General features: G+C 43.7%; 20 protein-coding genes. 2 read left to right on the top strand and 18 right to left on the bottom strand.

The annotated features are described in order from the left end of the window. Nucleotides 1–79: 79 nt before the first annotated feature. Nucleotides 80–475: an 8-oxo-dGTP diphosphatase MutT gene (gene mutT, locus JF50_RS04025; RefSeq protein WP_039608813.1), complete on the bottom strand. Its 396-nt coding sequence runs from the start codon at nt 473–475 to the stop codon at nt 80–82. Nucleotides 476–534: 59 nt separating this feature from the next. Then, nucleotides 535–3,243, bottom strand: coding sequence for a preprotein translocase subunit SecA (gene secA, locus JF50_RS04020; protein WP_039608219.1), 2,709 nt, complete (start codon nt 3,241–3,243; stop codon nt 535–537). A 437-nt stretch (nt 3,244–3,680) separates the two neighbouring features. On the opposite strand from secA, the gene JF50_RS04015 reads away from it, so the two are divergent. Beyond that, nucleotides 3,681–4,154, top strand: a complete 474-nt coding sequence (locus JF50_RS04015) for a DUF721 domain-containing protein (protein WP_039608218.1) — start codon at nt 3,681–3,683, stop codon at nt 4,152–4,154. A 49-nt stretch (nt 4,155–4,203) separates the two neighbouring features. Here the strand turns inward: JF50_RS04015 and lpxC are convergent, their stop codons facing one another. The 16 genes from lpxC to mraZ all read right to left on the bottom strand — a co-directional run bounded on the left by lpxC (nt 4,204) and on the right by mraZ (nt 21,870). Next, nucleotides 4,204–5,127 carry a UDP-3-O-acyl-N-acetylglucosamine deacetylase gene (lpxC, locus tag JF50_RS04010; protein ID WP_039608217.1) on the bottom strand — a complete coding sequence of 308 codons (924 nt, stop codon included), beginning with the start codon at nt 5,125–5,127 and terminating at the stop codon, nt 4,204–4,206. Between the two features lie 77 nt (nt 5,128–5,204). Continuing rightward, entirely contained in the window at nt 5,205–6,461 is a 1,257-nt protein-coding gene (gene ftsZ, locus JF50_RS04005; protein ID WP_039608216.1) for a cell division protein FtsZ, read from the bottom strand. A 21-nt stretch (nt 6,462–6,482) separates the two neighbouring features. Continuing rightward, on the bottom strand, nt 6,483–7,715 hold the full coding sequence (ftsA, locus tag JF50_RS04000; RefSeq protein WP_039608215.1) for a cell division protein FtsA: 1,233 nt from the start codon (nt 7,713–7,715) through the stop codon (nt 6,483–6,485). Next, nucleotides 7,712–8,491 carry a cell division protein FtsQ/DivIB gene (locus tag JF50_RS03995; RefSeq protein WP_039608214.1) on the bottom strand — a complete coding sequence of 260 codons (780 nt, stop codon included), beginning with the start codon at nt 8,489–8,491 and terminating at the stop codon, nt 7,712–7,714. Before JF50_RS03995 ends, ftsA begins: the two co-directional genes overlap by 4 nt. A 1-nt stretch (nt 8,492) precedes the next feature. Beyond that, nucleotides 8,493–9,401 carry a D-alanine--D-alanine ligase gene (locus JF50_RS03990; RefSeq protein WP_039608213.1) on the bottom strand — a complete coding sequence of 303 codons (909 nt, stop codon included), beginning with the start codon at nt 9,399–9,401 and terminating at the stop codon, nt 8,493–8,495. After that, nucleotides 9,398–10,807 carry a UDP-N-acetylmuramate--L-alanine ligase gene (gene murC / locus JF50_RS03985; protein ID WP_052262126.1) on the bottom strand — a complete coding sequence of 470 codons (1,410 nt, stop codon included), beginning with the start codon at nt 10,805–10,807 and terminating at the stop codon, nt 9,398–9,400. The genes JF50_RS03990 and murC overlap by 4 nt, the downstream gene beginning before the upstream one ends. 37 nt (nt 10,808–10,844) lie before the next feature. Beyond that, nucleotides 10,845–11,909 (bottom strand): undecaprenyldiphospho-muramoylpentapeptide beta-N-acetylglucosaminyltransferase, encoded by a 1,065-nt coding sequence (gene murG / locus JF50_RS03980; protein WP_039608211.1) that lies wholly within the window; start codon nt 11,907–11,909, stop codon nt 10,845–10,847. Beyond that, a complete protein-coding gene (ftsW, locus tag JF50_RS03975) occupies nt 11,906–13,081 on the bottom strand; it encodes a cell division protein FtsW (RefSeq protein WP_039608210.1) in 1,176 nt (391 codons plus the stop codon). The genes murG and ftsW overlap by 4 nt, the downstream gene beginning before the upstream one ends. Beyond that, nucleotides 13,082–14,401 carry a UDP-N-acetylmuramoyl-L-alanine--D-glutamate ligase gene (murD, locus tag JF50_RS03970; RefSeq protein WP_039608209.1) on the bottom strand — a complete coding sequence of 440 codons (1,320 nt, stop codon included), beginning with the start codon at nt 14,399–14,401 and terminating at the stop codon, nt 13,082–13,084. Continuing rightward, nucleotides 14,402–15,484, bottom strand: coding sequence for a phospho-N-acetylmuramoyl-pentapeptide-transferase (gene mraY, locus JF50_RS03965; RefSeq protein ID WP_039608208.1), 1,083 nt, complete (start codon nt 15,482–15,484; stop codon nt 14,402–14,404). Beyond that, nucleotides 15,484–16,866, bottom strand: a complete 1,383-nt coding sequence (locus JF50_RS03960) for a UDP-N-acetylmuramoyl-tripeptide--D-alanyl-D-alanine ligase (RefSeq protein ID WP_039608207.1) — start codon at nt 16,864–16,866, stop codon at nt 15,484–15,486. Before JF50_RS03960 ends, mraY begins: the two co-directional genes overlap by 1 nt. Then, the gene (gene murE / locus JF50_RS03955) at nt 16,863–18,326 is read right to left on the bottom strand and encodes a UDP-N-acetylmuramoyl-L-alanyl-D-glutamate--2,6-diaminopimelate ligase (protein WP_039608206.1); all 1,464 of its coding nucleotides are present in this window, start codon (nt 18,324–18,326) and stop codon (nt 16,863–16,865) included. Before murE ends, JF50_RS03960 begins: the two co-directional genes overlap by 4 nt. Continuing rightward, nucleotides 18,319–20,133: a peptidoglycan D,D-transpeptidase FtsI family protein gene (locus tag JF50_RS03950; RefSeq protein ID WP_039608205.1), complete on the bottom strand. Its 1,815-nt coding sequence runs from the start codon at nt 20,131–20,133 to the stop codon at nt 18,319–18,321. Before JF50_RS03950 ends, murE begins: the two co-directional genes overlap by 8 nt. Further along, on the bottom strand, nt 20,130–20,453 hold the full coding sequence (ftsL, locus tag JF50_RS03945) for a cell division protein FtsL (RefSeq protein WP_039608204.1): 324 nt from the start codon (nt 20,451–20,453) through the stop codon (nt 20,130–20,132). The genes JF50_RS03950 and ftsL overlap by 4 nt, the downstream gene beginning before the upstream one ends. Next, entirely contained in the window at nt 20,454–21,389 is a 936-nt protein-coding gene (gene rsmH / locus JF50_RS03940) for a 16S rRNA (cytosine(1402)-N(4))-methyltransferase RsmH (RefSeq protein WP_039608203.1), read from the bottom strand. A 22-nt stretch (nt 21,390–21,411) separates the two neighbouring features. Further along, a complete protein-coding gene (gene mraZ / locus JF50_RS03935; RefSeq protein ID WP_039608202.1) occupies nt 21,412–21,870 on the bottom strand; it encodes a division/cell wall cluster transcriptional repressor MraZ in 459 nt (152 codons plus the stop codon). A 395-nt stretch (nt 21,871–22,265) separates the two neighbouring features. Here mraZ and JF50_RS03930 point away from each other — a divergent pair, with 395 nt between their 5' ends. Continuing rightward, nucleotides 22,266–25,313: an EAL domain-containing protein gene (locus tag JF50_RS03930; protein WP_235423395.1), complete on the top strand. Its 3,048-nt coding sequence runs from the start codon at nt 22,266–22,268 to the stop codon at nt 25,311–25,313. The last annotated feature ends 33 nt before the right edge of the window (nt 25,314–25,346 follow it).

The raw sequence follows: 25,346 nt of genomic DNA, 5'->3' as shown, positions 1-25,346 counted from the left end.
CTCCTTTAGATACATATATGAATAATACCTCGCAGCACATTAGATTCAAATCCTCGAGGTCACACTCAATTGTAACGGCTTATTTTTTAGTTGATAAAGCTTCAATAATTGCCACATTTGCTGACGGAAATGCCAGCGCTTGTAGTTTTTCAAGATCAACCCATTGAGATGGTTGTCCTTCAAGACCCCTCGCTTCACCCGTAAAGTCCGCAACCGTATGCACGACTAAACGAACGGCTTTATCTCCATAATCATGTTCAACGGTCAGCAAATGTGACGAGCTTTTCACCTCAATCCCTATCTCTTCAGCAAGCTCCCTAACAAGCGCTTGCTCTACACTTTCATTTTTTTCAACTTTACCGCCAGGGAATTCCCAAAGCCCACCTTGGTGCTGTTCATCACTGCGTTTGCAGACAAAATATTGATCTTCTTTAACAATGACACCAACCGCCACATTAACCACTTTTTTATTCATCATCATATCTCATAAAAAAAGCGACCAAAGGTCGCTTTTACATTAAATAGCGTGACTGCTTAGCTTAACTTACCACAGCACTGCTTGTATTTTTTACCTGAACCACAAGGACAAGGTTCATTACGACCCACCTTAGGCTCAGCACGAGCTGCAATTGCGGCACCTTGAGGCGCTTCCCCCCCCACCGTTTCAGCTTCTTCATGTTGATATTGTCTTGGCATTTGCTCACTGCGACGATGCTGCTCTTCAACTTTTTCAACATCTTCTTCCGCACGTACCTGCACTTTGCTCAGCACACCGACTACATCAACCTTCAATGTTTCAAGCATATTTGAGAACAATTCAAATGACTCACGCTTGTACTCTTGCTTCGGATTCTTCTGTGCATAACCACGTAAATGAATACCTTGGCGTAGGTGATCCATGGCAGCCAAATGATCTTTCCAATGCTGATCAAGGCTTTGTAACATAACTGCTTTTTCGAAGTGACGAAGTACGTCTACACCTACTTGCTCTTCTTTTTGCTTATATGCTTTCTCAGCTTCCTCAACGATACGCTCTCTTAAGGACTCTTCATACAGCTTACTATCTTCTTCAAGCCATTTCGCGATTGGTAGCTCTAGCAATAAGTCTGCTTTCAGGCGTTCTTCTAAACCTGGAATATCCCACATCTCTGCCAAGCTTTGTGGTGGAATAAAGCGATCAATTGTACTGTTGAGTACATCACTGCGGATCGCATTGACTGTTTCTGAGATATCACCTTCTTCAAGCAACTCATTACGCTGCTCATACACGACGCGACGTTGATCACTTGCAACATCATCATACTCAAGAAGTTGTTTACGAATATCGAAGTTACGAGCTTCCACCTTGCGCTGGGCATTTTCAATTGCACGGTTCACCCAAGGGTGTTCAATTGCTTCGCCACGTTGCATGCCAAGTTTGCGCATCATCGCTGTCATACGCTCGCCTGCGAAAATACGCATCAATGCATCGTCCATTGATAAGTAGAAGCGACTCGAACCGGCATCACCTTGACGACCAGAACGACCACGTAATTGGTTATCTATACGACGCGATTCATGTCGCTCTGTACCGATGATATGTAAGCCGCCAGCCTCAAGTACTTTGTCATGAAGCTCTTTCCACTTCGCTTTCGCTTGCTCAATTTGCTCTTCTGTCGGGTTATCAAGCTTAGAAATATCATTCTGCCAGTTACCACCTAACATGATATCCGTACCACGACCCGCCATATTCGTTGCAATCGTCACATTACCAGGCAAACCTGCATCAGCAATAATATCCGCTTCTTGCGCGTGGAATTTAGCATTTAGGACATTGTGCTCAATTTTCTCTTTGCGCAGGAAGTGAGATAAATACTCAGAGCTTTCAATTGAAATAGTACCGACAAGCACAGGTTGTCCGCGCTTTTGACAATCTCTAATGTCAGTTAAAATTGCTTCAAACTTTTCTTCTTGTGTTAAGTACACCAAGTCTGCACGGTCATCACGGATCATTGGTTTATTGGTCGGAATAACAACCGTATCAAGGCCATAAATAGACTGGAACTCAAATGCTTCTGTATCTGCTGTTCCTGTCATGCCTGACAGTTTTTCATAGAGACGGAAGTAATTCTGGAACGTAATTGAAGCCAACGTCTGGTTTTCATTTTGAATACGCACACCTTCTTTTGCTTCAACTGCTTGGTGTAAGCCTTCAGACCAACGGCGCCCTTCCATAGTACGACCAGTGTGTTCATCAACGATGATGACTTCGTTATCTTTTACAACATAGTCAACATCTTTTTGGTACAACTTGTGCGCACGAAGTGCTGCGTAAACATGGCTCAGCAGGGTAATGTTGCCCGCTGAATATAAAGAGTCATCCTCTTCGATCAAACCATGCTTGATAAGTAACTCTTCAACATTGACTTGGCCACGTTCTGTCAGGTGTGCTTGTTTTGATTTTTCATCGATCGTGTAATCACCGTCGCCCTCAACACCTTCTTCATCTTCTTTTTCTTGTTGAACGAGCTCAGGAACGATTTTGTTGATTTGTGTGTATAGCTCTGAGCTATCTTCAGCTGGACCAGAAATAATTAATGGCGTTCTAGCTTCATCAATTAAGATTGAGTCGACTTCATCCACAACCGCGTAATGCAAAGGGCGTTGAACGCGTTCTTCAATACTAAACGCCATGTTGTCACGAAGATAATCGAAGCCAAACTCATTGTTTGTACCGTATGTAATATCTGCCGCGTACGCTTCTTTCTTCTGTGCAGGCATCATGCCTGGTATATTACAACCAACACTCAAACCTAAAAATTCGAACAATGGGCGGTTGTTTTCAGCATCACGTTTAGCCAAATAATCATTGACGGTGATAACATGAACACCTTTACCTGTTATACCATTTAGGTAAGCAGGTAACGTAGCGGTAAGCGTTTTACCCTCACCCGTACGCATCTCAGAAATACGGCCTTGATGCAGCACCATACCACCAATCATTTGCACGTCAAAATGACGCATTTCAAAGACGCGTTTTGAGGCCTCACGAACTGTAGCGAATGCTTCAGGAAGTAATTCGTCTAAGCTGGTTCCTTGCTCAAATCTTTGTCTAAACTCTGCTGTTTTTGCTTTTAGTTCTTCATCAGATAGCTTGCTATACTGCTCTTCTAAAGCATTAACTAAAGCGACCGTTTTGCGTAAATTTTTGATCATCCGGTCGTTACGGCTACCAAAAATCTTGGTAAAAATTTTAGTTATCATGTTTAAACCATTTCAATCTTATGTTTGTAAGCCCGTGCATTCGCGTATACCCAAAAGGCTTACTAAGTCCTGTTGGCGACAAAGTCGTGTTTGTGCTGTGTGCCGAGTTAATTTTATACCTATCATACCAGACTATGCGCATCTGCAAACCACCTAAGCGAAAACTGTTCCCATTTAATAACATATCTGTTGCCAAGGCGTTTCAAGAATACACGCAATAACGCATATGATCACTTAAATATTACCCATAGGATATGACGGTATTGTTTGGTAATTATGCAGATATGGGGATAACTATCCAAAACTTCAAGTGCGATAAAAGAAGGAGATTTTACCTTTAGGTATTCAGCTTGTTTTTAACAGTCCCTAACGATACCAAATACCAAAAATAAGGTAGAATATAAATAGTGATAGAACGCCATTGATGAAGGTGCGGCATGGCAAAAAATAGATTTGATCCTAAATCACTCTCAGAGCTGGCTCCAAAGTGGTCTAATAAACTCTCCAACTATGTCGAGAAGGCACAAGATATTGCAGCCTTACAAGCTCCTTTAAATAAAGCGTTAGGCCCTATTTTAAGTAAAAAATGCCGGGTTTCCAATTATCATCAAGGCACGCTGTGTATTGAAGCCGCCTCTGCTACATTAGCAACTCGCCTTGGTTATCTAAAAATGGAAATACTGTCTGAATTTAGACAATCAGGCTTTCACGATTGTAGCCAAGTCAAAATAACCACAAACCCAGAGGCCCAGCAACGGTTAGCACAGCGCCCAGCCAACTCTCAGAACAAACCGGCAAAACAACATAAACTCAGTGAGTCCACAGCAGAGCAACTCACCATGTTAGCCGAATCGGCCCCTGAAGGGCTCAAAGAAAGATTATTAAAGCTCGCCCAACACGCAAAGAAATAAGCTTTTAATCATAAAACAGGCAAAAAAAATGACGCTTTCGCGTCATTTCTTATCCGGCGGTAACTTGTTGACCGGCTTCCAGCCCAGGAGCTGGCATTGTCACCGGTTCATCAAAGGTTACCCACTCCCACGCTTGCTCATTGGCCATCACTTCGCGCAGTAGTTTATTGTTTAAGCCGTGACCTGATTTATAACAAGTCACTTTACCGAGAATATTATGCCCCGTCATAAACAAGTCGCCAACACAGTCTAAGATCTTGTGCTTAACAAACTCATCTTTATAACGTAGGCCATTCGGATTGAGTACTTTAAAATCATCCAGCACAACTGCGTTATCCATGCTACCACCCAACGCAAGGTTATTAGCATGCATATATTCAATGTCTTTCATAAAACCAAAAGTACGCGCACGACTTATCTCTTCAGTGAAGCTTTGTGCTGTGATATCCAAACCAATACGCTGACGACTCGCGTTGATAGCCGGGTGATCAAAAGCGATTTCAAAGTCGATATGAAACCCATCATAAGGCTCAATCTCTGCCCATTTATCACCATCTTCAACACGAACAGCTTCTTTGATGCGAATGAAGCGCTTAGCAGCATTTAACTCGGCAATGCCGCCTTTTTGCAACAGATAAATAAATGGTAATGCACTACCATCCATAATTGGCACTTCTGCACTGTCGAGTTCTACAATCAAGTTATCAATACCTAAAGCTGCAACTGCGGCAATTAAATGCTCAGTTGTAGAAAGGCGAACACCGTCTTTGTTCGTTAAACAAGTACATAATTGCGTATCACCCACAGCTTCAGGGGTCGTCTCAAAATCGACAACAGGGTCTAGATCTACGCGACGAAATACAACACCTGTATTTGCGCTCGCAGGTCGGAGAGTGATCGTGACCTTTTCACCTTTGTGTAAACCTACACCTGTGGCTTTAACAACTTCAGCAATTGTACGTTGTTTAATCATATATTCGCCCACTTTAAGTTAATAGACCGCGGAGTGTATCATATTTAACACCCCTTGCCAATCGGTCATTATTTATCCTAATCTGACTGTTTTCTCAAAAATGCTGGAATGTCGAAATAATCACCTTTCTCTTTCTCACCAGACTCTTTTGATTGTTCAGTCGTCTTTATCGCTTCTTTTACTGATGTTGTATTGGTTTCAGCATTAAATCCAGCACCAGTATCGCTGCTTGGCTGCGCTTCAACAGGCTTGTTACCTGCGCCACCAAAGCTTGGAACAAAGTCGTCGTTAGTATGACTTGGCCCATGTGTACCTGTTGCAGCTTGACCAGAAAGCCCTTGAATGCCTTTATCTACGATACCGAATTGAGGCTTACGATCGCCCCCTAATCCCGTCGCGACAACAGTCACTCTCAACTCATCACTCATTTCTGGGTCAATCACTGCACCGACTACAACCGTCGCATTTTCAGACGCCAATGCTTTTACATGATTACCAACCACTTCAAATTCTTCGATGGTGATATCCATACCCGCAGTAATGTTAACAAGAATGCCTTTTGCACCTGTCAGATCAACGTCTTCAAGTAACGGACTTGAAATTGCAGCTTCTGCCGCCTCTTGCGCTCTATCAGGACCTGACGCTGCGGCAGTCCCCATCATCGCTGTGCCCATCGCTGACATCACAGTTCTTACATCAGCAAAGTCGACATTAATCAAACCTGAACGCGTTATTAATTCTGCGATACCTTGAACAGCGCCGTACAATACATCATTTGCTTTTGCAAACGCGTCTAATAATGTAGTCCCTTTGCCAAGTACTTTCAGTAACTTGTTGTTAGGAATTGTAATAAGCGAATCTACAATTTCAGACAGTTCACCAATGCCATGGTCAGCCGCTGCCATGCGCTTTTTACCTTCCAAATCAAATGGACGTGTAACAACTGCAACCGTCAAAATGCCAAGTTCTTTCGCCACACGTGCAACCACTGGTGCTGCACCAGTGCCTGTACCGCCCCCCATACCAGCAGCGATAAACACCATGTCAGCTCCCTCAAGACTTGCCTTGATGGTTTCGACATCTTCTTCAGCCGCATTTTTACCCACTTCAGGGTTAGCGCCAGCACCTAAGCCTTGTGTAATTTGCGTACCTAATTGTACTGTTACATCTGCAGATGACTTTCTCAGTGCCTGTGCGTCGGTATTTGCAACGATGAAGCGTACACCTTCTATTTCTTGCTTTACCATGTGCTCAACAGCATTACCGCCGCCGCCGCCAACACCAATTACTTTAATTACGGCTTCTTCGCCGTGTTGCTCCATAATATCAAACATCTTCACTCTCCGACTTGAGCTTTAAAACTCACCTTGGAACCATTTAGTTACTCGGCTCCACCAACCATCTTCGGCATCTACCTTCGCCTTTTGTGCATTTTTGGCTTGCAGCGTACGGCCGTATTGTAACAAACCTACCGCTGTTGCATATGCCGGATCATCAACATAATCTGTTAATCCCGTGATCCCAACAGGTTTTCCTATCCTTACAGGCATTTGGAATATGTCTTCAGCGACTTCCAAAGCCCCTTTCATTTTGGCACTGCCACCTGTCATGACAACACCTGCCGCGATTTGATCTTCAAATCCTGAACGGCGAATTTCTTCTTGAACTAATTCAAACAGCTCTCTAAACCTTGGCTCAACCACTTCTGACAACGTATGACGTGACATAATACGTGAAGGTCGACCGCCCACACTTGGTACTTCAATGGTTTCTTCAACACTGGCCATTTGGCTGCTGGCAAATGCGTATTGTACCTTCAAAGACTCTGCATGTGAGAGAGGTGTCCTAAATATTTTTGCGATATCTCCTGTGACTTGATTACCAGCTACAGGGATCACAGCAGTATGGCGAAGTGCACCATTTACGTAAATAGCGATATCCATGGTACCCCCACCGATATCGACCACAGCTGCACCCAGCTCTTTTTCATCTTCTGTTAGCACAGAGTAGCAAGAGGCTAAGGCTGTAAAGGTAAGCTGATCTACTTCTAAACCACACCGCTCAACACACTTTTCTATGTTCTTAGCCATATCATTAGAACAGGTAATAATATGTGCTTTGGCTTCCATTCGAACACCGCTCATGCCTAACGGGTTTTTTATCCCCTCTTGCATATCGATGCTGTACTCTTGAGGTAACGAATGGAGCATCTTTCTTTCGGCGGAAATCGGTACTGACCGTGCAATATGAATAACATTTGCAATATCATCGTCCGTCACTTCTGCGTTATTAATCGCTACTACACCGCTTTCATTCTGACATTGAATGTGTTTACCTGATATCCCCAAATACACTGAGCTAATTCTGCAATCTGCCATTAGTTCAGCCTCATCAATCGCTCGTTTAATTGAGTCAGATACCAAGTTAAGATCGTTTACACCACCTTTATCCATACCGTGCGCAACTTGGTTACCAACGCCAACAATACTTAATTGATTATCAGATGTGATCTCACCGACGGTAGCCACTACTTTAGCAGTGCCGACATCCAGTCCTATCACTAAGTTTCTTTCTGCTGACTTGGTCATGCTTTACTCTTATCTTTTTTCTCTAGTACCTGGGGGTATCTCCAACTCACCGCCAGCCCTGTATCATAACGCAAATCGATCACATCCAGCAGTGCTCCGTCAGGTCTTTCTAACAACGGATACACATCAATGAACCTTTGCACTCTTTTGGCCTTTTCTTCTCTGCCTAAATTGAGCTTGATGCCATTTTTTAACCACAATTGCCAAGCAAATCGCTCGGATAAAGCAAGGCTTGTCAATTCAAATGAATTAACCGCTAACATTTCTTTTAGTTGCAAAAATGTTTCCCAAGCTTCTACCTCACTGCCCTCTGGCCCGTATAACTGAGGTAAATCTGCAGACAGCCTATTACTGTCAGCTTGGAATATTGTACCATTTACATTTAATAGTGAGTCACTATTCCAATATGCAACTGGTTTGTGCTCTACCACATACACCTGAATTGTATCGGGCCATTGTTTACGCACCGATACACTAGCAACCCAAGGCAAACCTTTCACGGCCGCCTGCACGGCTTTTACATTCAGTTGAAAAAAACTGGATAGATCTGTTTTTTTTATCGCTGCAACAATTTCAGCTTCATCAGTATAAAGAGGGTCTCCTAATACTGTTAAAGTCTTTATCTGCGCATCTCTATGCTCAACCAGCCAATCGCTGACCCAGTAAACACTGTGCACCAACATCAATACAACGCCGAAAAAAAAGCTTACTCCCAACACACTAGGCCAATTAAGGCCTTTGAGTATTGTAAACGCCTTTTTTATATGTGGGCGCATATTATAACGTTTGCTCCAAAATGCGAACGACTAACTGCTCGAAGTTAATACCTTGAGATTTCGCAGCTTTAGGCACCAAAGATGTTTCGGTCATCCCAGGTACCGTATTGACTTCCAATAAATAAAATTGGCCATTCGCATCTTGCATCGCATCAACGCGGCCCCACCCAGTTGCCCCAACTAACTCAAATGCATGCAATGACATGACCTGAAGTTGCTCTGTATAAGCTGGGTTTAATTCTGCTGGGCAAATGTACTCTGTGGTATTTTCTTTATATTTAGCTTGGTAATCATAAAACCCACGCGGTGTGCGCATTTCAATCACAGGCAAAGCCCCACCATTTAAAATGCTCACAGTGAATTCACGACCTTCAATCCATTGCTCGACCAAAACTTGATTATCAAATTTAAAAGCGGCCGTTAATGCCTCAATCAATGAGCGCTCATCATGGGCTTTAGCCATGCCAACGCTTGAACCTTCATGGCTTGGTTTAACTATCACCTCACCGAGTTCATTAATAATCGCTTTGGCATCATAGCCACTATGTTTATCAACAACAGCGTACTTGGCCGTGCTGAGCTTGGCTGATTCAAATAGATGTTTACAGCGAATTTTATCCATTGCCAAAGCACTACCTAGCACGCCACTGCCGGTATATGGGATCCCCATAAATTCCAGTGCGCCTTGCACCGTGCCATCTTCGCCGCCTCTACCATGCAAAGCAATAAAAACACGTTTAACATTCAGAGAGGTAAGTTCAGAAACACTACGTTGCGCTGGATCAAATGCAATAACATCCACGCCCTGGTTTTTAAGCGCTTCAACAATAGCATTGCCAGAAGCTAATGAAACCTCTCGCTCTGCAGAACTACCACCAAGTAAAACAGCTACCTTACCAAATTTACTCATCGTTTCTCCGCTTTTAAACTTTGCTTTGATAACTCAGTTGCAGCAAGCTGCTTCACGATTTGACCAATATTACCTGCACCTTGAGTAATCACTAGATCTTTATCTTGGATCACGTCTCCTAATACGCTTTGCAGCTCTGCATGCTCAGCAACATGAATCGGTTCAACGCCGCGTTGTCTTAGGCTTCGGCATAACGCTTTACTGTCTGCACCCACAATCGGAGACTCACCAGCGGCATAGACATCTAGCAATATCAATTGATCGACTTCTGCCAGCACTTTAACAAACTCTTCATACAAATCTCTCGTACGCGTATATCGATGAGGCTGATACAACATGACCAATCGTTTGTCAGGCCAACCCGCACGTGCAGCTTGAATCGTTACAGCAACTTCAGATGGGTGGTGTCCATAATCATCCACCAACATCACCTCACCTGAATCATTATTAAAAGTACCGTAATGTTGAAAACGACGACCTATGCCAGCAAATTCTTGTAATGCAGCTTGTATGGCTGCACATTCAATATCATGATCTTTTGCAATGGCAATCGCTGCGGTTGCGTTTAGCGCATTATGCTTACCTGGCATATTTAACGTAATATCTATACTCGACCCTGACTTATGTAATACCGTGAATCGACAACTGCCAACGTCTTGCACATAATCAGTCATGCGATAATCAGCATCTTCGCTTTCACCATACGTGATAGTTGGTCTTGCAAATCTAGGTAAAAGCTCTCGCACTACCGGTGAATCAATGCAAACAACCGCTAAGCCATAAAATGGTAAATTGTGAATAAAGTCGATATACGTATCTTTTAACTTTTCAAAATCCCCACCATAGGTATCCATATGATCAGCTTCAATATTTGTGATCACCGATGCCATCGGCTGCAAATGTAAAAAAGATGCATCACTTTCATCAGCCTCAGCAATTAATACATCGCTACTGCCCACTTTCGCGTTACTACCTGCACTATTAAGCAAACCGCCAATAATGAAAGTAGGATCAAGCTGCGCCTCGGCAAAAATGCTCGCTACGAGGCTTGTGGTTGTCGTTTTCCCATGCGTGCCCGCAACCGCAATTCCATGCCTAAAGCGCATCAATTCGGCCAGCATTTCTGCGCGTCTCACCACGGGAATACGTGCTTGTTGTGCCGCCACAATTTCAGGGTTAGTCGTATCGATTGCACTAGAAACCACAACCACATCTGCATCGGTGACATTCGAAGCATCATGACCAATAAAAATTTCTGCACCCACTTTTAATAAGCGCTCTGTCATCGCATTTTGTGCAATATCAGACCCTGTGATCCGGTAACCTTCATACGCTAACACTTCAGCTATACCGCCCATACCCGCACCACCAATTCCAATAAAGTGGATGGTATTGATGCGTCTCATAGCCCGGCGATATTTATTCTCTTTCACAACTTTCTCTTCAACTCGTAACTTGTTTAATTATTTCGACCACAGTATTTGTAGAATCTAATTGCGCACATGCTTTGGCACGCTCTGCTTTCTGTTCAATTAAGTGTGGTTCTTCAAAGTATGGCTTTAACAAAGTAACCATACTGTGCTCGTTTAATTCCGACTGCGGCATGAGTAGAGCCGCACTTTCATCAACTAACGCGCGCGCGTTTAACGTTTGATGATCATCCACCGCATGAGGTAAAGGCACAAATACGGCCATTTTACCCGCGGCGGCGACCTCACTGACCGTGAGTGCGCCTGCTCGACAGATAATAATATCAGCCCATTCATAGGCTTGATCCATATTTTCGATAAACTCAGTGACTTTATATGTGAATGCACTGTGTTCATAGTAATCTGACACTAATAGGCCGTTGCCCTTACCACTTTGATGCCAAACTGACAATGACGCTGTTGCTGATCCATAGAGTGAAGAAAACACACTCGGCATTGCTTCATTAAGCGCCTTAGCGCCGAGTGACCCACCAATCACTAAACAATTTATTTGCTGGTCAATTGGCTTCGCTTTGATTTGTGACACAGACTCCCTAATTGGGTTGCCAACCACATCATAACTTTGCCCTTTAAATGCCCCAGAAAAAGCACACAGCACGCGGGTAGCAAGCTTCGCTAGTAATTTATTACTAAAACCAGCGACTGCATTTTGCTCGTGAATTATTAGCGGCACCCCCAGCATTTTAGCTGCGACCCCTACGGGTCCTGTGACATACCCGCCCATCGTAAGTATGGCATCAGGCTTTTGATTTTTAATAATTTTTCTCGCTGAAAATATCGCTTTAATAATCATAAAAGGCGCATTAACTAAGCGTTTTAACCCGTTTCCTCGTAGCCCTTTCACTTTTATGTAGTCAATATCAAAACCATGTTTTGGCACAACCTGTGATTCCATTCTATCTTCAGTGCCAACCCAAGAAACTTCCCAACCGAGTTGTTTTAATTTTTCCGCCACCGCAATACCTGGGAAAATATGCCCTCCAGTACCGCCAGCTGCAACCAATAGCCGCCTTGTCATCGTTTACTGCCTCTCGATGTTGCTTGCCTTGTCGACATTTTGGTTTCAAAATCTATGCGCTGTAGTAAGCCTGCCGCAATGGTCATTACCAATAAACTTGAGCCACCATAGGATACAAAAGGCAATGTTAGGCCCTTAGTCGGCAACATACCTGCACTTGCCCCCACGTTAACGAGGGTTTGAAACGCAAACCAAATACCTATCCCTAATGCTAAATACCCTTCATACTCTTTTTGTGATTTAAGTGCTTGCTGACCTATTATCAAAGCGCGAAACACCAAAGTGCCCAACATTAACAACACACAAACAACGCCCATAAACCCAAGTTCTTCTGCTATGACAGCAAAAATAAAGTCATTGTGCGCTTCAGGAAGGTACTGAAGCTTTTGAACGCTGTTTCCAAGTCCTTGCCCAAACCAGCCACCTTGTCCATAGGCCATTAATGACTGCACCAGCTGATAGCCTTTCCCAAAAGGATCTTTCCAAGGCTCTAAGAAACCAACGACCCTTGCCATTCGGTAAGGCTCGAAAATGATCAGCATAATCACCAAAAAAATACCAGTGAGCATCAAAACAAAGAACTGCCACAGCTTAGCGCCGGCAAGAAATAATAAGCCCACGGTAGTGACAAAAATAACCACCACAGTGCCCAAATCTGGTTGCATAAGGATTAAAAACGCATACACCGCAAACACGACAATGGGTTTTGCAAAGCCTTTAATATTTTCTTGTACTTCGTCCCGCTTTCGAACTAAGTAACCCGCGATATAACTGATAAAAAAGAGTTTTGCGACTTCTGCAGCCTGAATACCGACGGGACCAACCGGGATCCATCGCCTTGCTCCATTTGCTTCACGTCCAATGATCAACACCAAGATCAGCATCAATACACCGAGCAGCAGCAAATAAGGGTTAAACCTCTTCCACCACATCATTGATACTGAAGTACTCAACCAAAATAGCACCATCCCCATGAATAAGAACATGCCATGACGCACGATGATGTGGTAAGGGTTATCAAAAAGGCGCTCAGCAACTGGCATCGATGCACTCGTCACCATCACAAACCCAACACCTATCAGGCATAACATTGCGTAAAGCAAAGGCAAATCAAACAAAGTGTCCGCTTTTTTAGATTCAAAAATGCCTTTTAGGTTGATGGCTGTGATCATTTAAAGCTCCTCAACCCATTTACAGAACTCATCACCACGCACCATGTAATTTGGATACATATCAATACTCGCACATGCGGGGGCAAGTAATACAATATCGCCGCTCTGTGCCAATTGGCTTGCTCCAAGTACCGCATCTTTCAGTGATGACACTAAGTTGCTCTGCGGATGCATCGCTGAAAATAGCGCAGCATCTTTACCAAAACAATAAATGGCTCGACAATGAGCGAGAATCGGTGCTTGCAATGGGGTAACATCGGCCCCTTTAGCATCACCGCCCAAAATAAGAATGATCTTTTGAGCATCACTATGTAAGCTCTCAAGTGCAGTGACGGTTGCACCTACATTCGTTGCCTTTGAATCATTAAAATATTTCACACCAGCTACCTCAGCTACAAGTTGGCAGCGATGTGAGAGGCCGGTAAACTTTAAAAACGCCGTCTTAAATGCATCAGGCGCAATCTGAAAAGAAGATAGCAATGCCATCACAGCTAGCGCATTAAACTGATTGTGTTTACCAGATAACGTTAAATGCTCAACACTCAACACAGGTTGCCTATCCGCACAAAAATAATCGCCTTGTGACGTAGGTAATACACAGTAGTCAGCGCCCTCTAACCCCACACTCACCGCATGTGGGTGGGTGTGATGCGTCCTTTCATCATGTATGTTGTAAACTAAGCAATCTGTTTGCTGATATATACGCTTTTTAGCCGCGCAATAAGCTTCAAAGTCAGGGTACCTGTCCATATGATCTTCTGTGATGTTTAGGATCATAGAACTGGCACATTTCAGGCTCCGCGTCGTTTCGAGCTGAAAGCTAGATAACTCTAATATAATGACATCAAGATCTTGGTCGAGAAACTCTAATACTGAAGTGCCTATATTGCCACCTAGGCCAACTTTCAATCCAGCAGCTTGACACACTGCATGTGCGAGGCTGACTACTGTTGATTTACCATTTGACCCTGTTACGGCAACCACCGGAGTGGTGTTCAGTCGCGCAAACAATTCAACGTCGCCAATAACCTCAATGCCAGATGTGATCGCCTCGGCAACATACCTATCATATAGCGGGATCCCTGGGCTAATCACAATAATATCGGCTTCGAGCAATGCGCCTTCTGCAAGTGGGCCAAATACAGCCTCACACTCAGGTGCATTATGCGCGAGCCAATCAGCACCAGGCGGCACGGAGCGAGTATCAACGACCTTAGGTAAAATTCCGTGCTGCAACAAAAACCGCACAGTGCCAAGGCCTGATACTCCCAGCCCTAGCACAGTGACTTCTTTTTGTTTCAGCGTATCTAAGTAACTCATTTATCTAATCTTCAACGTCGCCAAACCAGCTAAAACTAAGATGAACGAAATGATCCAAAAGCGCACAATAACACGCGGCTCAGGCCACCCTTTTAATTCATAGTGATGATGGATCGGTGCCATTCTAAAAATTCGTTGGCCACGTAATTTATATGAACCAACTTGTAAAATGACTGACAGCGCTTCCATAACAAATACGCCCCCCATGATCACTAACACTAATTCTTGCCTGACCAAAATGGCAATGATCCCAAGCGCACCACCTAAAGCAAGTGACCCCACATCTCCCATAAATACTTGAGCGGGGTATGTGTTAAACCATAAAAACCCAAGCCCTGCTCCCACAATGGCAGTACAAACAACAACAAGTTCGCTCGCCAATGGTAAATGAGGAATATGGAGATAATTTGAGAAATTCACATTACCTGTTAAATAAGCAATAATTGCCAATGCAGCCGCCACTAAAATGGTTGGTACGATGGCCAATCCATCTAATCCATCGGTTAAATTCACGGCATTAGACGTCCCCACAATCACAAAGTAACTCATGACGAGGTAGAACAGGCCAAGTTGAGGTAATACATCTTTAAAGAAAGGAACAACTAAAGAGGTTTCTTCTGGTGAGCTGGTAGTTGAATATAAAAATGCAGCAACAGAGATAGCAATTACCGACTGCCAAAAGTATTTCCACCTTGCAATCAGGCCTTTACTGTCTTTGCGTATCACTTTCCTATAGTCATCCACAAAACCAACGATACCCAAAGAACCAATGACAAATAACGTCACCCATACATACTTGTTGCTTAAGTCACCCCACATCAATGAGCTTACAAAAATAGCACCTAAGATAAGTAGTCCACCCATGGTAGGCGTGCCAGATTTTGATAAATGTGACTCAGGGCCATCATCTCGCACAGTTTGACCAATTTGCATGCGCTGTAATGCACGAATAAGTTTAGGGCCAAAATACAGCGAGATCAGTAACGCAGTCAAAATGCCTAAGATTGCGCGCACGGTCAAATAGGAGAAGACATTAAAACCACTGTAGTATTGTGTTAAATATTCAGCTAACCAAACTAACATTATCGGTCCCCACTTTCTGAGTTTGAATGCGCTGAAATAAGATCAGCGACCAATAGCTCCATACGGGCACTGCGCGATCCTTTAACTAACAAGGTGCACTGCTCTGTTTCATTCTTAATAAAGTGCGATAACGCCTCTAACATGTGCTCGCGAGTAGAAAAGTGTCGATTTGGCTTATCAAATATCTCACTGGCATTGCGACTTAACACACCAAGTGTGAACACGGCATCAATGCCTTGTTGTTTCGCAAATTCACCGACTTCCGTATGATAGGCACGAGCATCCTCTCCTAACTCAGCCATATCACCTAACGCGAGTACTCTTGTACCAGGCATGTCTTTTAACAACTCAATTGCAGCCTTTACCGAGCGCACATTGGCATTGTATGTATCATCCACAACACGTAATGTGTTTGACACATCAATGACATTAACGCGTCCTTTAACAACTGGCATGTCTTTCAAAGCGAGTGCAATATCCGAGAGGGTTGATCCAAGAGGCAAGGTCAACGAGGCCGCGATGACCGCATTCATGACGTTGTGCTTACCTGGCAGCGCCAACTTCACCTGCTGTGATGTGTGCTCTGTGCATAAATTAAATGCAGCGCAACCAAATTCATCTAACTGAATATCTTCAGCCCACACATCCAACTTATCTTGCATTGAAAAACGTTTGACTGATTGCCCTGCCAAACTGGCTTCCCACATAGGCGCAAATTCACTGTCGCTATTTACGATTGCAACGCCATCTGCTTTTAACCCGCCAAAGATCTCGCCCTTTGCTTGGCCAATGCCTTCGATAGAGCCAAACCCTTCTAAATGAGACGGTGCAACATTACATACAACAGCGACATCCGGCATGGTCAAACCGCTTGTGTAAGCAATTTCACCAATGTGGTTTGCACCCAATTCAATCACTGCATATTCATCATCTTCAGATAACCGTAATAAAGTTAACGGCACACCAATGTCATTATTGAAATTGCCTTTCGTGGCAAGGACTTTTCCACGTTTGGACAAAATCGCCGCCGTCATCTCTTTAACCGTTGTTTTACCTACGCTGCCTGTGATTGCCACAGTTTTAGGTGCAACCTGTTGCATCACAGCCTGGCCCAGCTGGCCTAATGCTATTCGTGTATCAGTGACAACAAACTGAACAATATCAACATCCACGGGGTCTGACACAATCGCTGCAATCGCCCCTTTTTGTTTTGCTTCAGCAACAAATTTATGGCCATCGAAATTAGCCCCTTTCAGTGCTAAAAAAACCTCATTATCTGTTATTGTTCTTGTATCTGTATTGATGTTGGCAACAGCCAAACTCTGCCCACTAAAAGGGGCCTCAAGCACTTCTGCAAGCCAAGAAAAATCCATCTTGATCATGCACTTTCCCCCTGTAAAATTGATTTCACTAAGCTTCTATCACAAAATCTCAGTGTTTGATTTCCTATAATTTGATAGTTTTCATGGCCTTTACCCGCAATTAATACCACGCTGCCTTTGTCAGCATGTTCAATCGCATATCGAATGGCCAGCTCCCTATCAGGTTGCGACACAGCATACTGAGGCTCACTGAGCCCAGCCTTAATATCTGCGATTATTGTGTCTGGATCTTCACTTCGAGGGTTATCACTGGTAATCACCACTGTGTCGGCAAATTGTTCTGCCGCTTTGGCCATCAATGGTCTTTTGCCTTTATCACGATCGCCACCACACCCAAATACACAACTCACTTTACCCGGTACATGTTGTTGCAGCGCTTTCAGTGCAAGCTCTAACGCCTCAGGTGTGTGTGCATAGTCAACAATGCAGGTAGGAAAATTAGCGGCTCTAAATGCTTGCATGCGGCCATCAACTGGCACTAATTGCGTTGCAGCCGCCTGCAGTTGTTCTAGTTTGTAACCCTGCACCAACAACGCTGCAATCGCTGCTGCTAAGTTATATACATTAAACAACCCATACAAATTTGTGGTGATCTTTACATCGCCCCAAGTAGTATCAAGCTTTAGAGAAATACCATTTTGGTCGCATACCACATCGTGAAAAAAAACATAGTGTTGATAATTATGCCTGTCTGGTTTTTCACCATATACAACACACGCTTCTTGAGCTAAATCATCTAGCCATTGTCGTCCATACTTATCATCAATATTCAGCACTTTATAGCGTGCAGAACTGTCCGTAAAAAGACGCTTTTTCGCCTGCGCATAACTGTTCATATCGCCGTGGTAATCTAAATGATCACGGCTTAAATTGGTAAATACCGCGACATTAAAGTCAACCTGTGCAGTTCTGCCCTGCACAATGCCATGCGATGATACCTCCATCGCGACTTGATTAAAATCAGCCTGTAACTCACTGAAAATTTGCTGCAACAATACCGCCGATGGCGTGGTGTTATTCAACGGTGTTAACTTGTCAGGCGCCCCATAACCAAGCGTACCAATCACAGCGCTTGGCGTTCCACAGTGGGCAGCCAAGCTGGCTATCATCGCTGTGGTTGTCGACTTACCATTAGTACCAGTTACACCCACAACGGCCATCTCTGCACTCGGGTTTTGATAAAACAGTGCAGCAATACTGGGTAAGTTACTTTTCAAGTCAGCGATACGAATTATGGGGATTTCAAGGGGCCCTACGGTGGCTTTTTCATCAACTAAGACGCAAACGGCACCTTGTTTAACTGCCATTGAGATAAATTCAGTGCCATCTAGCTGATGCCCTGAAATGGCGATAAAACAATCACCCTCAGTGACTTCTCGACTGTCTAAACGCAATGCATTTATAAATATTTGTGGACTCACTACTCCAAAATTTTTGAGTACTTCAGCTAAGTCACGCATCGTCATTTTTTCCTGAAATATAGGCTACTCGTTCTTTATCCGGTGCAACATTGAGCATACGTAATGAATTGGACACGATTTCAGCAAATACTGGCCCTGCAGTTTGACCACCGTAATAAACATCACCGCCTGGCTCATTCACCATGACTACAACAGCCAGACGCGGGTCGCTCGCCGGAGCTACTCCAGCAAAATAACCAACATATTCATCACCATAACCGCCTGCAATGGCTTTTTCTGAGGTTCCTGTCTTACCAGCTGCACGGTAGCCATCCACTTTAACCATGGATGCAGTGCCCCCCTTTTCAAAAATAGACTCCATCATGGCTATCACCGCTTTGGTGTCTTCCTCTTTGAAAATACGCTCACCTGGTTGTGGCTCATCTTGCTTTAAAATCGTCAAAGGCCGAGAAATACCACCGGCCCCAATTGTTGCATACAACCTCGCTATTTGAGCTGTACTGGCAGACACGGCGTAACCGTAAGATAGAGTGGCTATTTCAAAATCTGACCACCTTCGGTTGGGATAAAATAAGCCTGAGCTTTCACCAATCATCATGGTGCCTGTATCTTCACCAAACCCCGCTTTTTGGTATATGCCAACAAAATCATCTTTAGGGAGCCTTTGACTGATTTTTGCCACCCCCATGTTACTCGATACTTTAAGAATTTCGCGTAATGACATCTCACCATGATTGCGGGTATCTTTCACTAAACTGCCGCCTAAACGCATCCAACCAGGAAAGGTATCGATGATTTCATCAGCTGTGATCACACCATACTCCAAGCCCGCGAGAATGGCTAAGGGCTTTAGGGTAGAGCCGGGCTCAAATAAGTCAGTAATAGCACGGTTTCTGCGCTTGTAAGGTGCTGCTGTGCTCATGTCGTTAGGATTAAAGCTTGGACTATTCACCATCGCGAGTATCTCGCCTGTATGCACATCAACCACCATGGCAGAACCAGAGGTCGCTTGGTAGGTGAGTACGGCTGACTTTAATGCGACATAGGCGATTGTCTGAATACGGTGATCAATACTCAAGTGAATGTCTTCTGGCTCAACACGCTCTTCTTCTGAAAGCACTTGCACTTCACGACCTTGTGCATCTTTTCGTATTGTTCTTAGCCCTTCGGTGCCCGTTAATGCAGAATCAAAGCGTTTTTCTATTCCCTCAATCCCAACACCATCAATGTTTGTGACACCGAGTACATGAGCGGCAATCTCCCCACTTGGGTAGAAACGTTTTGACTCATCAAGTAGGTGGATCCCAGGCAAACGCATTTGACGGATATACTTTGCGACCGCGGGCGTGACTTGGCGCTTTAAATACACAAATCTGCGCTTTGCATTACCGCGTAATTTTCCATTCACTTGTTCTGCAGGCAATTGGAGAACATCTGATAATTCTCGCCACCGGGCCTGAGCTTGATATAACTGCTGAGTACGCGATTTAAGTTCAGCTTCATTTTCAGCAAGCGCGACATGATCCTCACGGTCTTTTCTCGCTTGTCTCAACACCCTTTTTTTCAACGCTTTTTCTAATGCATAAGGGTCCGCATAAACACTCACCACCGGGACACTCACAGCTAGCTCTTTGCCGTTGCGGTCGTAAATCATCCCTCGTTGAACATGCAAGGTTTCTTTTCTAACGGTGCGTTTTGCATTTTCCTCGCGTGCTTTATCAGGTTCTATCACTTGTAAATAAGCAGCTCTGGCTATCAATGCCAAAAACACAGACACCAGCATGACGCACACCAATATAAAACGCCATGCAATCAAGTTTTGAGAAGACTTATTTTTATTTTTCATGGCAGCTCAATAACCTGTTCTTCTTTACTGGTGGGACGCAACATTTTTAATTGTGTTTTCGCGATTTCTTCAATTCTTGCGTGCTGCGAGTAAAACTCTTCTTCTACGAGTAAATAGCGCCATTCCAGATCGAGCTCATCTCGCTGCTGAAGTAATTTATCCTGCAAAATCAACTGCTGCCTAGTAGAGTGTGTGATTTGTACCACGACTAATGCTGATATAAACACACTCACCAGTAACAAAAACGTCAGCTTGTTTGCCAAAAGTACTTGGCAAATTTCTAAAAATAACTGAGGTTTACGTTGCGCAGGTTTAGCCATTTAGAGTTTCTCGGCAATACGTAACACTGAACTTCTTGCTCTGGGGTTACTGTTAATTTCAGCTTGGCTGGGCTTAATCGCTTTACCAATCGCTTTAAGCGTCAAGTTTTTGTTGATCTGATCATCGGTTAACGGCAAACCTCTAGGAATGGCCTCCCCCTTGCTTTGCTTTTTAATAAATTGCTTCACGATCCGGTCTTCAAGTGAATGGAATGAGATCACAACAAGACGGCCACCTGGCTTTAACACCTCCAATGAAGCCGACAGCGCGGTTTGGATTTCTTCCAGCTCACTATTGATATAAATACGGATGGCTTGGAATGTGCGTGTTGCAGGGTGTTTATGCTTATCTTTGACAGGGACCGCCTCGTCGATTAAGTCCGCCAGCTGCTTAGTAGTAGTAATCTCCGTTTCAGCCCGCGTTTCAATGATCTTATGCGCAATTCGTCTCGCAAATTTTTCTTCACCATATTTCTTGATCACATGCACCATGTCTTCCAGCTCAGCTTCAGCCAACCACTGAGCGGCACTGCGCCCTGCGTCTGGATTCATACGCATATCCAAAGGGCCGTCTTTCATAAAGCTAAACCCGCGATCTGCATCGTCTAGCTGTGGAGAAGACACGCCAATATCCAACAAAATACCATCTACTTGCCCGGTTAAACCTGCCTCATCAGCAACTTGAGCAATGTTTGAAAAACGATTATGTGCTATCGAAAAGCGTTGATCTTGAGCAAACTTCTGCGCCGCTTGGATGGCTTGAGGATCTTGATCTATTGCTTGCAAACGCCCAGACTCTCCCAAGTGCTTCAGAATTTGACCCGAGTGACCGCCGCGACCAAAAGTACCGTCAATGTAAGTGCCACTCGGCTTAATATCTAGTGCATCGAGCGTCTCATTCATCAACACCGATATATGTTCTAATTCTGAACTCATAATTGTGAGCTATACCTATACTCTATAAAGAAAAACCATCAAGATCTGAGCTGTCTTCAACGTCGCCGCTGCGCTCAATCTCTGTATCGAGCTGCATTTGTTCGTTCCAGCGCGCCTCATCCCAGATCTCAAACTTATTTAATAGGCCTACAAGCATTACTTTCTTGCCTAGGTTGGCATAACTGCGTAACGCAGGCGCCAATAAAATACGACCGTTTTTATCTAATTGATATTCAGTCGCGTGCCCCAGTAGCATTCTTTGCCACCGCCTAACACGTGGATTTGTATTTGATAGTTTTTGTAAACGCGCTTCAATATCTTGCCATTCAGACAGTGGATATACCCAAAGACAAGGTTCATTAATCGCAATGGTACAAATAACCGTGCCCATTTCTTCAGACAATAAGGTGTCGCGATACTTTGTCGGTATCGAAAATCGCCCTTTATCATCGAGGCTAATTAAGTTCGCACCGCGAAACATCTAGCCACAGCCTTATAAGCTAAGAAATGTACATATTGATCCAATTTGATCCACTTTAACCCACATTCTACCACAATTGACAAGTCTAGGGCTTGACAAGCCATTTTGTCAAGCTAAGAGGGCCTTTATAAACAAGCAAAAAACCAGAAAAAATGAGGCTTTCAAAGAAGTTTATGATTCATGTGGTAAAAAGTGGGGATACATCAAAATAATGCGCAGATTAATATTAAATTTACGAAAAGCAATTATCTCAAGAATGAAAAATACTTCTCTATACAATACGCTAAAAAAGCTATAAACCAATCAAAGATAGGATGAAAAATAGATATGTAATACTTAGGTTTGGCGATTTACACAGTCGCGGTTATCATATACATGTATTTACAAATTGAGACGTGACTATTCTTTATTCATCAATAAAACAACGTTTTTTTAGACTAATGCTGGTGCTATCTATTCCCGGGTTTTTAGCGGTATTTGCACTTTTAGTTGCACAGCGTTCCGATATTTTGCATAGCAAAGAACAAGATGCGTTGTTTTTCGCCAACCAAATTGCAACTTTGCAACGAGTGGATATTACTGATGCGCAATATCTACTGCAAAGCTTAGCAAAAAACCCTGCATTATTAGATACGCAGCAACAAGGCTGTCCACAGTTACTAGAACATGCATTGTTGATAAATCAAGAGTTTGCAAACTTTGGGTTAGCAACCCCAGATGGTCATGTGTTTTGCTCTTTACAGCCGCTCAAAGCCCCAATCAGCATTGCAGATCGCGCTTATTTTCTACAAGCCATTACTACGGGCGCGTTTAGTATTGGCGAATATCAGCAAGATCGCAGCGTCTACACTGAAACTTTGAATTTTGCTCAACCTGTCTATCAAAACAACCAATTAAAGATGATCATCTTTGCGGTGCGAAGGCTCACCAATTGGAGCGAGTCCCTGTCTCACTTACCGCTACCTATCGGCACGCGTGTGATGGTCGCTGACAACTATGCACAAATTGTTGCTGAATACCCCTACTCAAACAAGCCATTGGGCCGCTCTGTAAGCGATGATTGGCCTACCGACTTAAAATTGCACGCAATACAAACCATAGAAGATGAAAATGGATTTCATCATGTCTATTTCAGGCTGCCCCTGCAAGCACCGCAGTCAGAGCTCAACATTTATTTCGACTTTCCCTTTGAAGACGTCTTACATGAAGTTAATACGCAGTTTTTGCTGGTGACTGTACTGTTTTTATTGACGATTCTCATGTTGAGTTGGTTTGGACGTATTCAATTAAACCGTTCGCTATTAATCCCTTTGAATAATTTCAGTAACGCCATTGGCGCGCTGGCAAATGGTAAAGCACAAAAATTAGAACAAAAAGATATGCCAGCAGAGCTTGGCAAGCTAGCGGTACATTTTGACCAAATGGCAGCCGTACGACTTGATGCTGAAACCATTGCATATAATAAACATGCTGAGCTGAATACGCTGATCCAAGCCCTCCCTGACAACTATCTGCGATTAAGCAAAAGTGCACAGATATTAGATAGTCATGGCGAGAGGGTCAGTAATAAAAAAACCATACAAGAGGTTTTTCCAAACCACATAAATATTCGTATTAAAGCAGCACTGGCGATGCTGCCCAACCAACCCAGTACATATTTTGAATATGTGCATAAAGAAAATGGATACCAAAAAGTCTTTGAGATCCGAATAAAACGAATTGAACATAATGGCGAAGCCATCTTGATAATGCGTGATATAAGTCAAAAGAAGCAGCAAGAGGAAGCACTTAATCTAGCGGCGATGACTTATAACAACAGCAGTGAATGTATGGTGATCACAGATGCACAGGGATATATTCTCGATACCAACCCCGCTTTCACACAAGTCACAGGCTATGAACAACATGAAGTTATTGGCAAAACGACCTCGCTACTCAGCTCAGGTCGTCATGATGCGAGCTTTTATGAGCAACTTTGGCAATCGCTTGTCACCACGGGAAAATGGCAAGGTGAGATCATCAACAAACGTAAAAACGGTGAGCTGTATACGGAATGGCTCACCATAGATACCGTCTACGACGAACATGATGAACCCTATCGCCGAGTCGGTATTTTTGCTGACATTACTGATAAAAAGCAAAAGGATGAACAATTATGGCGTCAAAGCCACTTTGATGAGCTGACTGATCTGCCAAATCGCACCAGCCTAAAAAAGCAACTTAATACACTTTTTGGTTTACCGGAACATAACTTTGCCGTCTTACTGCTCGATATTGATCACTTTAAAGATATCAACGACACATTAGGCCACTATTACGGTGATTTACTGCTACAAGACATCGCAAAGCGGCTCAAGAAGCTGACTGAATCATCGGCGCGATTAACTCGAATTGGTGGCGATGAATTTGTGCTAATATACGATCGTTGCGCCGATCAACATTGTGCTTCAGAGTTCGCAGAAAATATTTTGGAGGCACTTAAAGCCCCATTCAAATTGGATAATGAAACCTGCTATATCGCTGCAAGTATAGGGATCGCCCTAGCACCTAAAGATGGTGAAAACACCGAGCAGCTATTAAAAGCAGCGGATCAAGCCATGTACAAAGCCAAGCAAATAGGCCGAAATGGCTTCGCACTTTTCAGCGCCGAGCTCAGAGAGCAAGCAGAGCAACGGATCCTGCTACTCAAAGATATGCGCCAAGCTCTGACACAAAACCAATTCGAAATGCATTTTCAACCTATTGTGTCGATGCACACTCAACAAATTACAAAAGCAGAAGCACTTATCCGTTGGCAACATCCAGACAAAGGTATGATAAGTCCAGCTGAGTTTATTCCTCTTGCAGAAGAGACCCAGTTGATCCATCAACTCGGTGAATTTGCATTTGATCAGGCAGTTCAGGTATTACAACTAACGAGAACACTCAACAAGTACATACAACTGAGCATTAATGTTTCGCCGATCCAATTCAGCGCAAAACATACCACATTGTTAGCATGGCAACAGCAACTCGCCAAACACCAACTGACACCCGATATGCTGGTGCTAGAAATAACGGAGGGATTAATGATGCAAGGCGAAGGACGTAGCCAAAAACGTTTAACAAAACTGATCCAACAAGGCTTTGCTATTGCTTTAGATGACTTTGGTACAGGCTATTCTTCTCTTGCCTACCTCAAACAAATGGATACAGAGTTTATTAAGATAGATAAGCGCTTTGTCGACGGTATTGAACACAATCAAGATGATCTGGTGCTGTGTGAAACCATGATTTTAATGGCACATCAACTTGGGCTTAAGGTCATCGCCGAGGGCATTGAAACGGAAACTCAGCATGAATTATTAAAACAAGCAGGCTGTGATTTTGGCCAAGGTTATTTTTATAGTAAGCCACTGCCCAAATCTGCCTTTATTGATTTCCTTACGACCCATAGACATTAGCCAAAAAAGCCATCATTTTAGATGGCTTTGGAC

The organism is Pseudoalteromonas luteoviolacea (assembly GCF_000814765.1).
GTDB lineage: Bacteria > Pseudomonadota > Gammaproteobacteria > Enterobacterales > Alteromonadaceae > Pseudoalteromonas > Pseudoalteromonas luteoviolacea_H.
The sequence above is the reverse complement of the archived record's forward strand: the minus strand, read 5'-3'. Positions and strand labels throughout refer to the sequence as shown.

What these genes read in the sequence shown, in the direction of transcription:
- mutT (WP_039608813.1), bottom strand. Translation starts at nt 475, where the DNA reads ATGAATAAAAAAGTGGTTAATGTGGCGGTTGGTGTCATTGTTAAAGAA.
- secA (WP_039608219.1), bottom strand. Translation starts at nt 3,243, where the DNA reads ATGATAACTAAAATTTTTACCAAGATTTTTGGTAGCCGTAACGACCGG.
- JF50_RS04015 (WP_039608218.1), top strand. Translation starts at nt 3,681, where the DNA reads ATGGCAAAAAATAGATTTGATCCTAAATCACTCTCAGAGCTGGCTCCA.
- lpxC (WP_039608217.1), bottom strand. Translation starts at nt 5,127, where the DNA reads ATGATTAAACAACGTACAATTGCTGAAGTTGTTAAAGCCACAGGTGTA.
- ftsZ (WP_039608216.1), bottom strand. Translation starts at nt 6,461, where the DNA reads ATGTTTGATATTATGGAGCAACACGGCGAAGAAGCCGTAATTAAAGTA.
- ftsA (WP_039608215.1), bottom strand. Translation starts at nt 7,715, where the DNA reads ATGACCAAGTCAGCAGAAAGAAACTTAGTGATAGGACTGGATGTCGGC.
- JF50_RS03995 (WP_039608214.1), bottom strand. Translation starts at nt 8,491, where the DNA reads ATGCGCCCACATATAAAAAAGGCGTTTACAATACTCAAAGGCCTTAAT.
- JF50_RS03990 (WP_039608213.1), bottom strand. Translation starts at nt 9,401, where the DNA reads ATGAGTAAATTTGGTAAGGTAGCTGTTTTACTTGGTGGTAGTTCTGCA.
- murC (WP_052262126.1), bottom strand. Translation starts at nt 10,807, where the DNA reads ATGAGACGCATCAATACCATCCACTTTATTGGAATTGGTGGTGCGGGT.
- murG (WP_039608211.1), bottom strand. Translation starts at nt 11,909, where the DNA reads ATGACAAGGCGGCTATTGGTTGCAGCTGGCGGTACTGGAGGGCATATT.
- ftsW (WP_039608210.1), bottom strand. Translation starts at nt 13,081, where the DNA reads ATGATCACAGCCATCAACCTAAAAGGCATTTTTGAATCTAAAAAAGCG.
- murD (WP_039608209.1), bottom strand. Translation starts at nt 14,401, where the DNA reads ATGAGTTACTTAGATACGCTGAAACAAAAAGAAGTCACTGTGCTAGGG.
- mraY (WP_039608208.1), bottom strand. Translation starts at nt 15,484, where the DNA reads ATGTTAGTTTGGTTAGCTGAATATTTAACACAATACTACAGTGGTTTT.
- JF50_RS03960 (WP_039608207.1), bottom strand. Translation starts at nt 16,866, where the DNA reads ATGATCAAGATGGATTTTTCTTGGCTTGCAGAAGTGCTTGAGGCCCCT.
- murE (WP_039608206.1), bottom strand. Translation starts at nt 18,326, where the DNA reads ATGCGTGACTTAGCTGAAGTACTCAAAAATTTTGGAGTAGTGAGTCCA.
- JF50_RS03950 (WP_039608205.1), bottom strand. Translation starts at nt 20,133, where the DNA reads ATGAAAAATAAAAATAAGTCTTCTCAAAACTTGATTGCATGGCGTTTT.
- ftsL (WP_039608204.1), bottom strand. Translation starts at nt 20,453, where the DNA reads ATGGCTAAACCTGCGCAACGTAAACCTCAGTTATTTTTAGAAATTTGC.
- rsmH (WP_039608203.1), bottom strand. Translation starts at nt 21,389, where the DNA reads ATGAGTTCAGAATTAGAACATATATCGGTGTTGATGAATGAGACGCTC.
- mraZ (WP_039608202.1), bottom strand. Translation starts at nt 21,870, where the DNA reads ATGTTTCGCGGTGCGAACTTAATTAGCCTCGATGATAAAGGGCGATTT.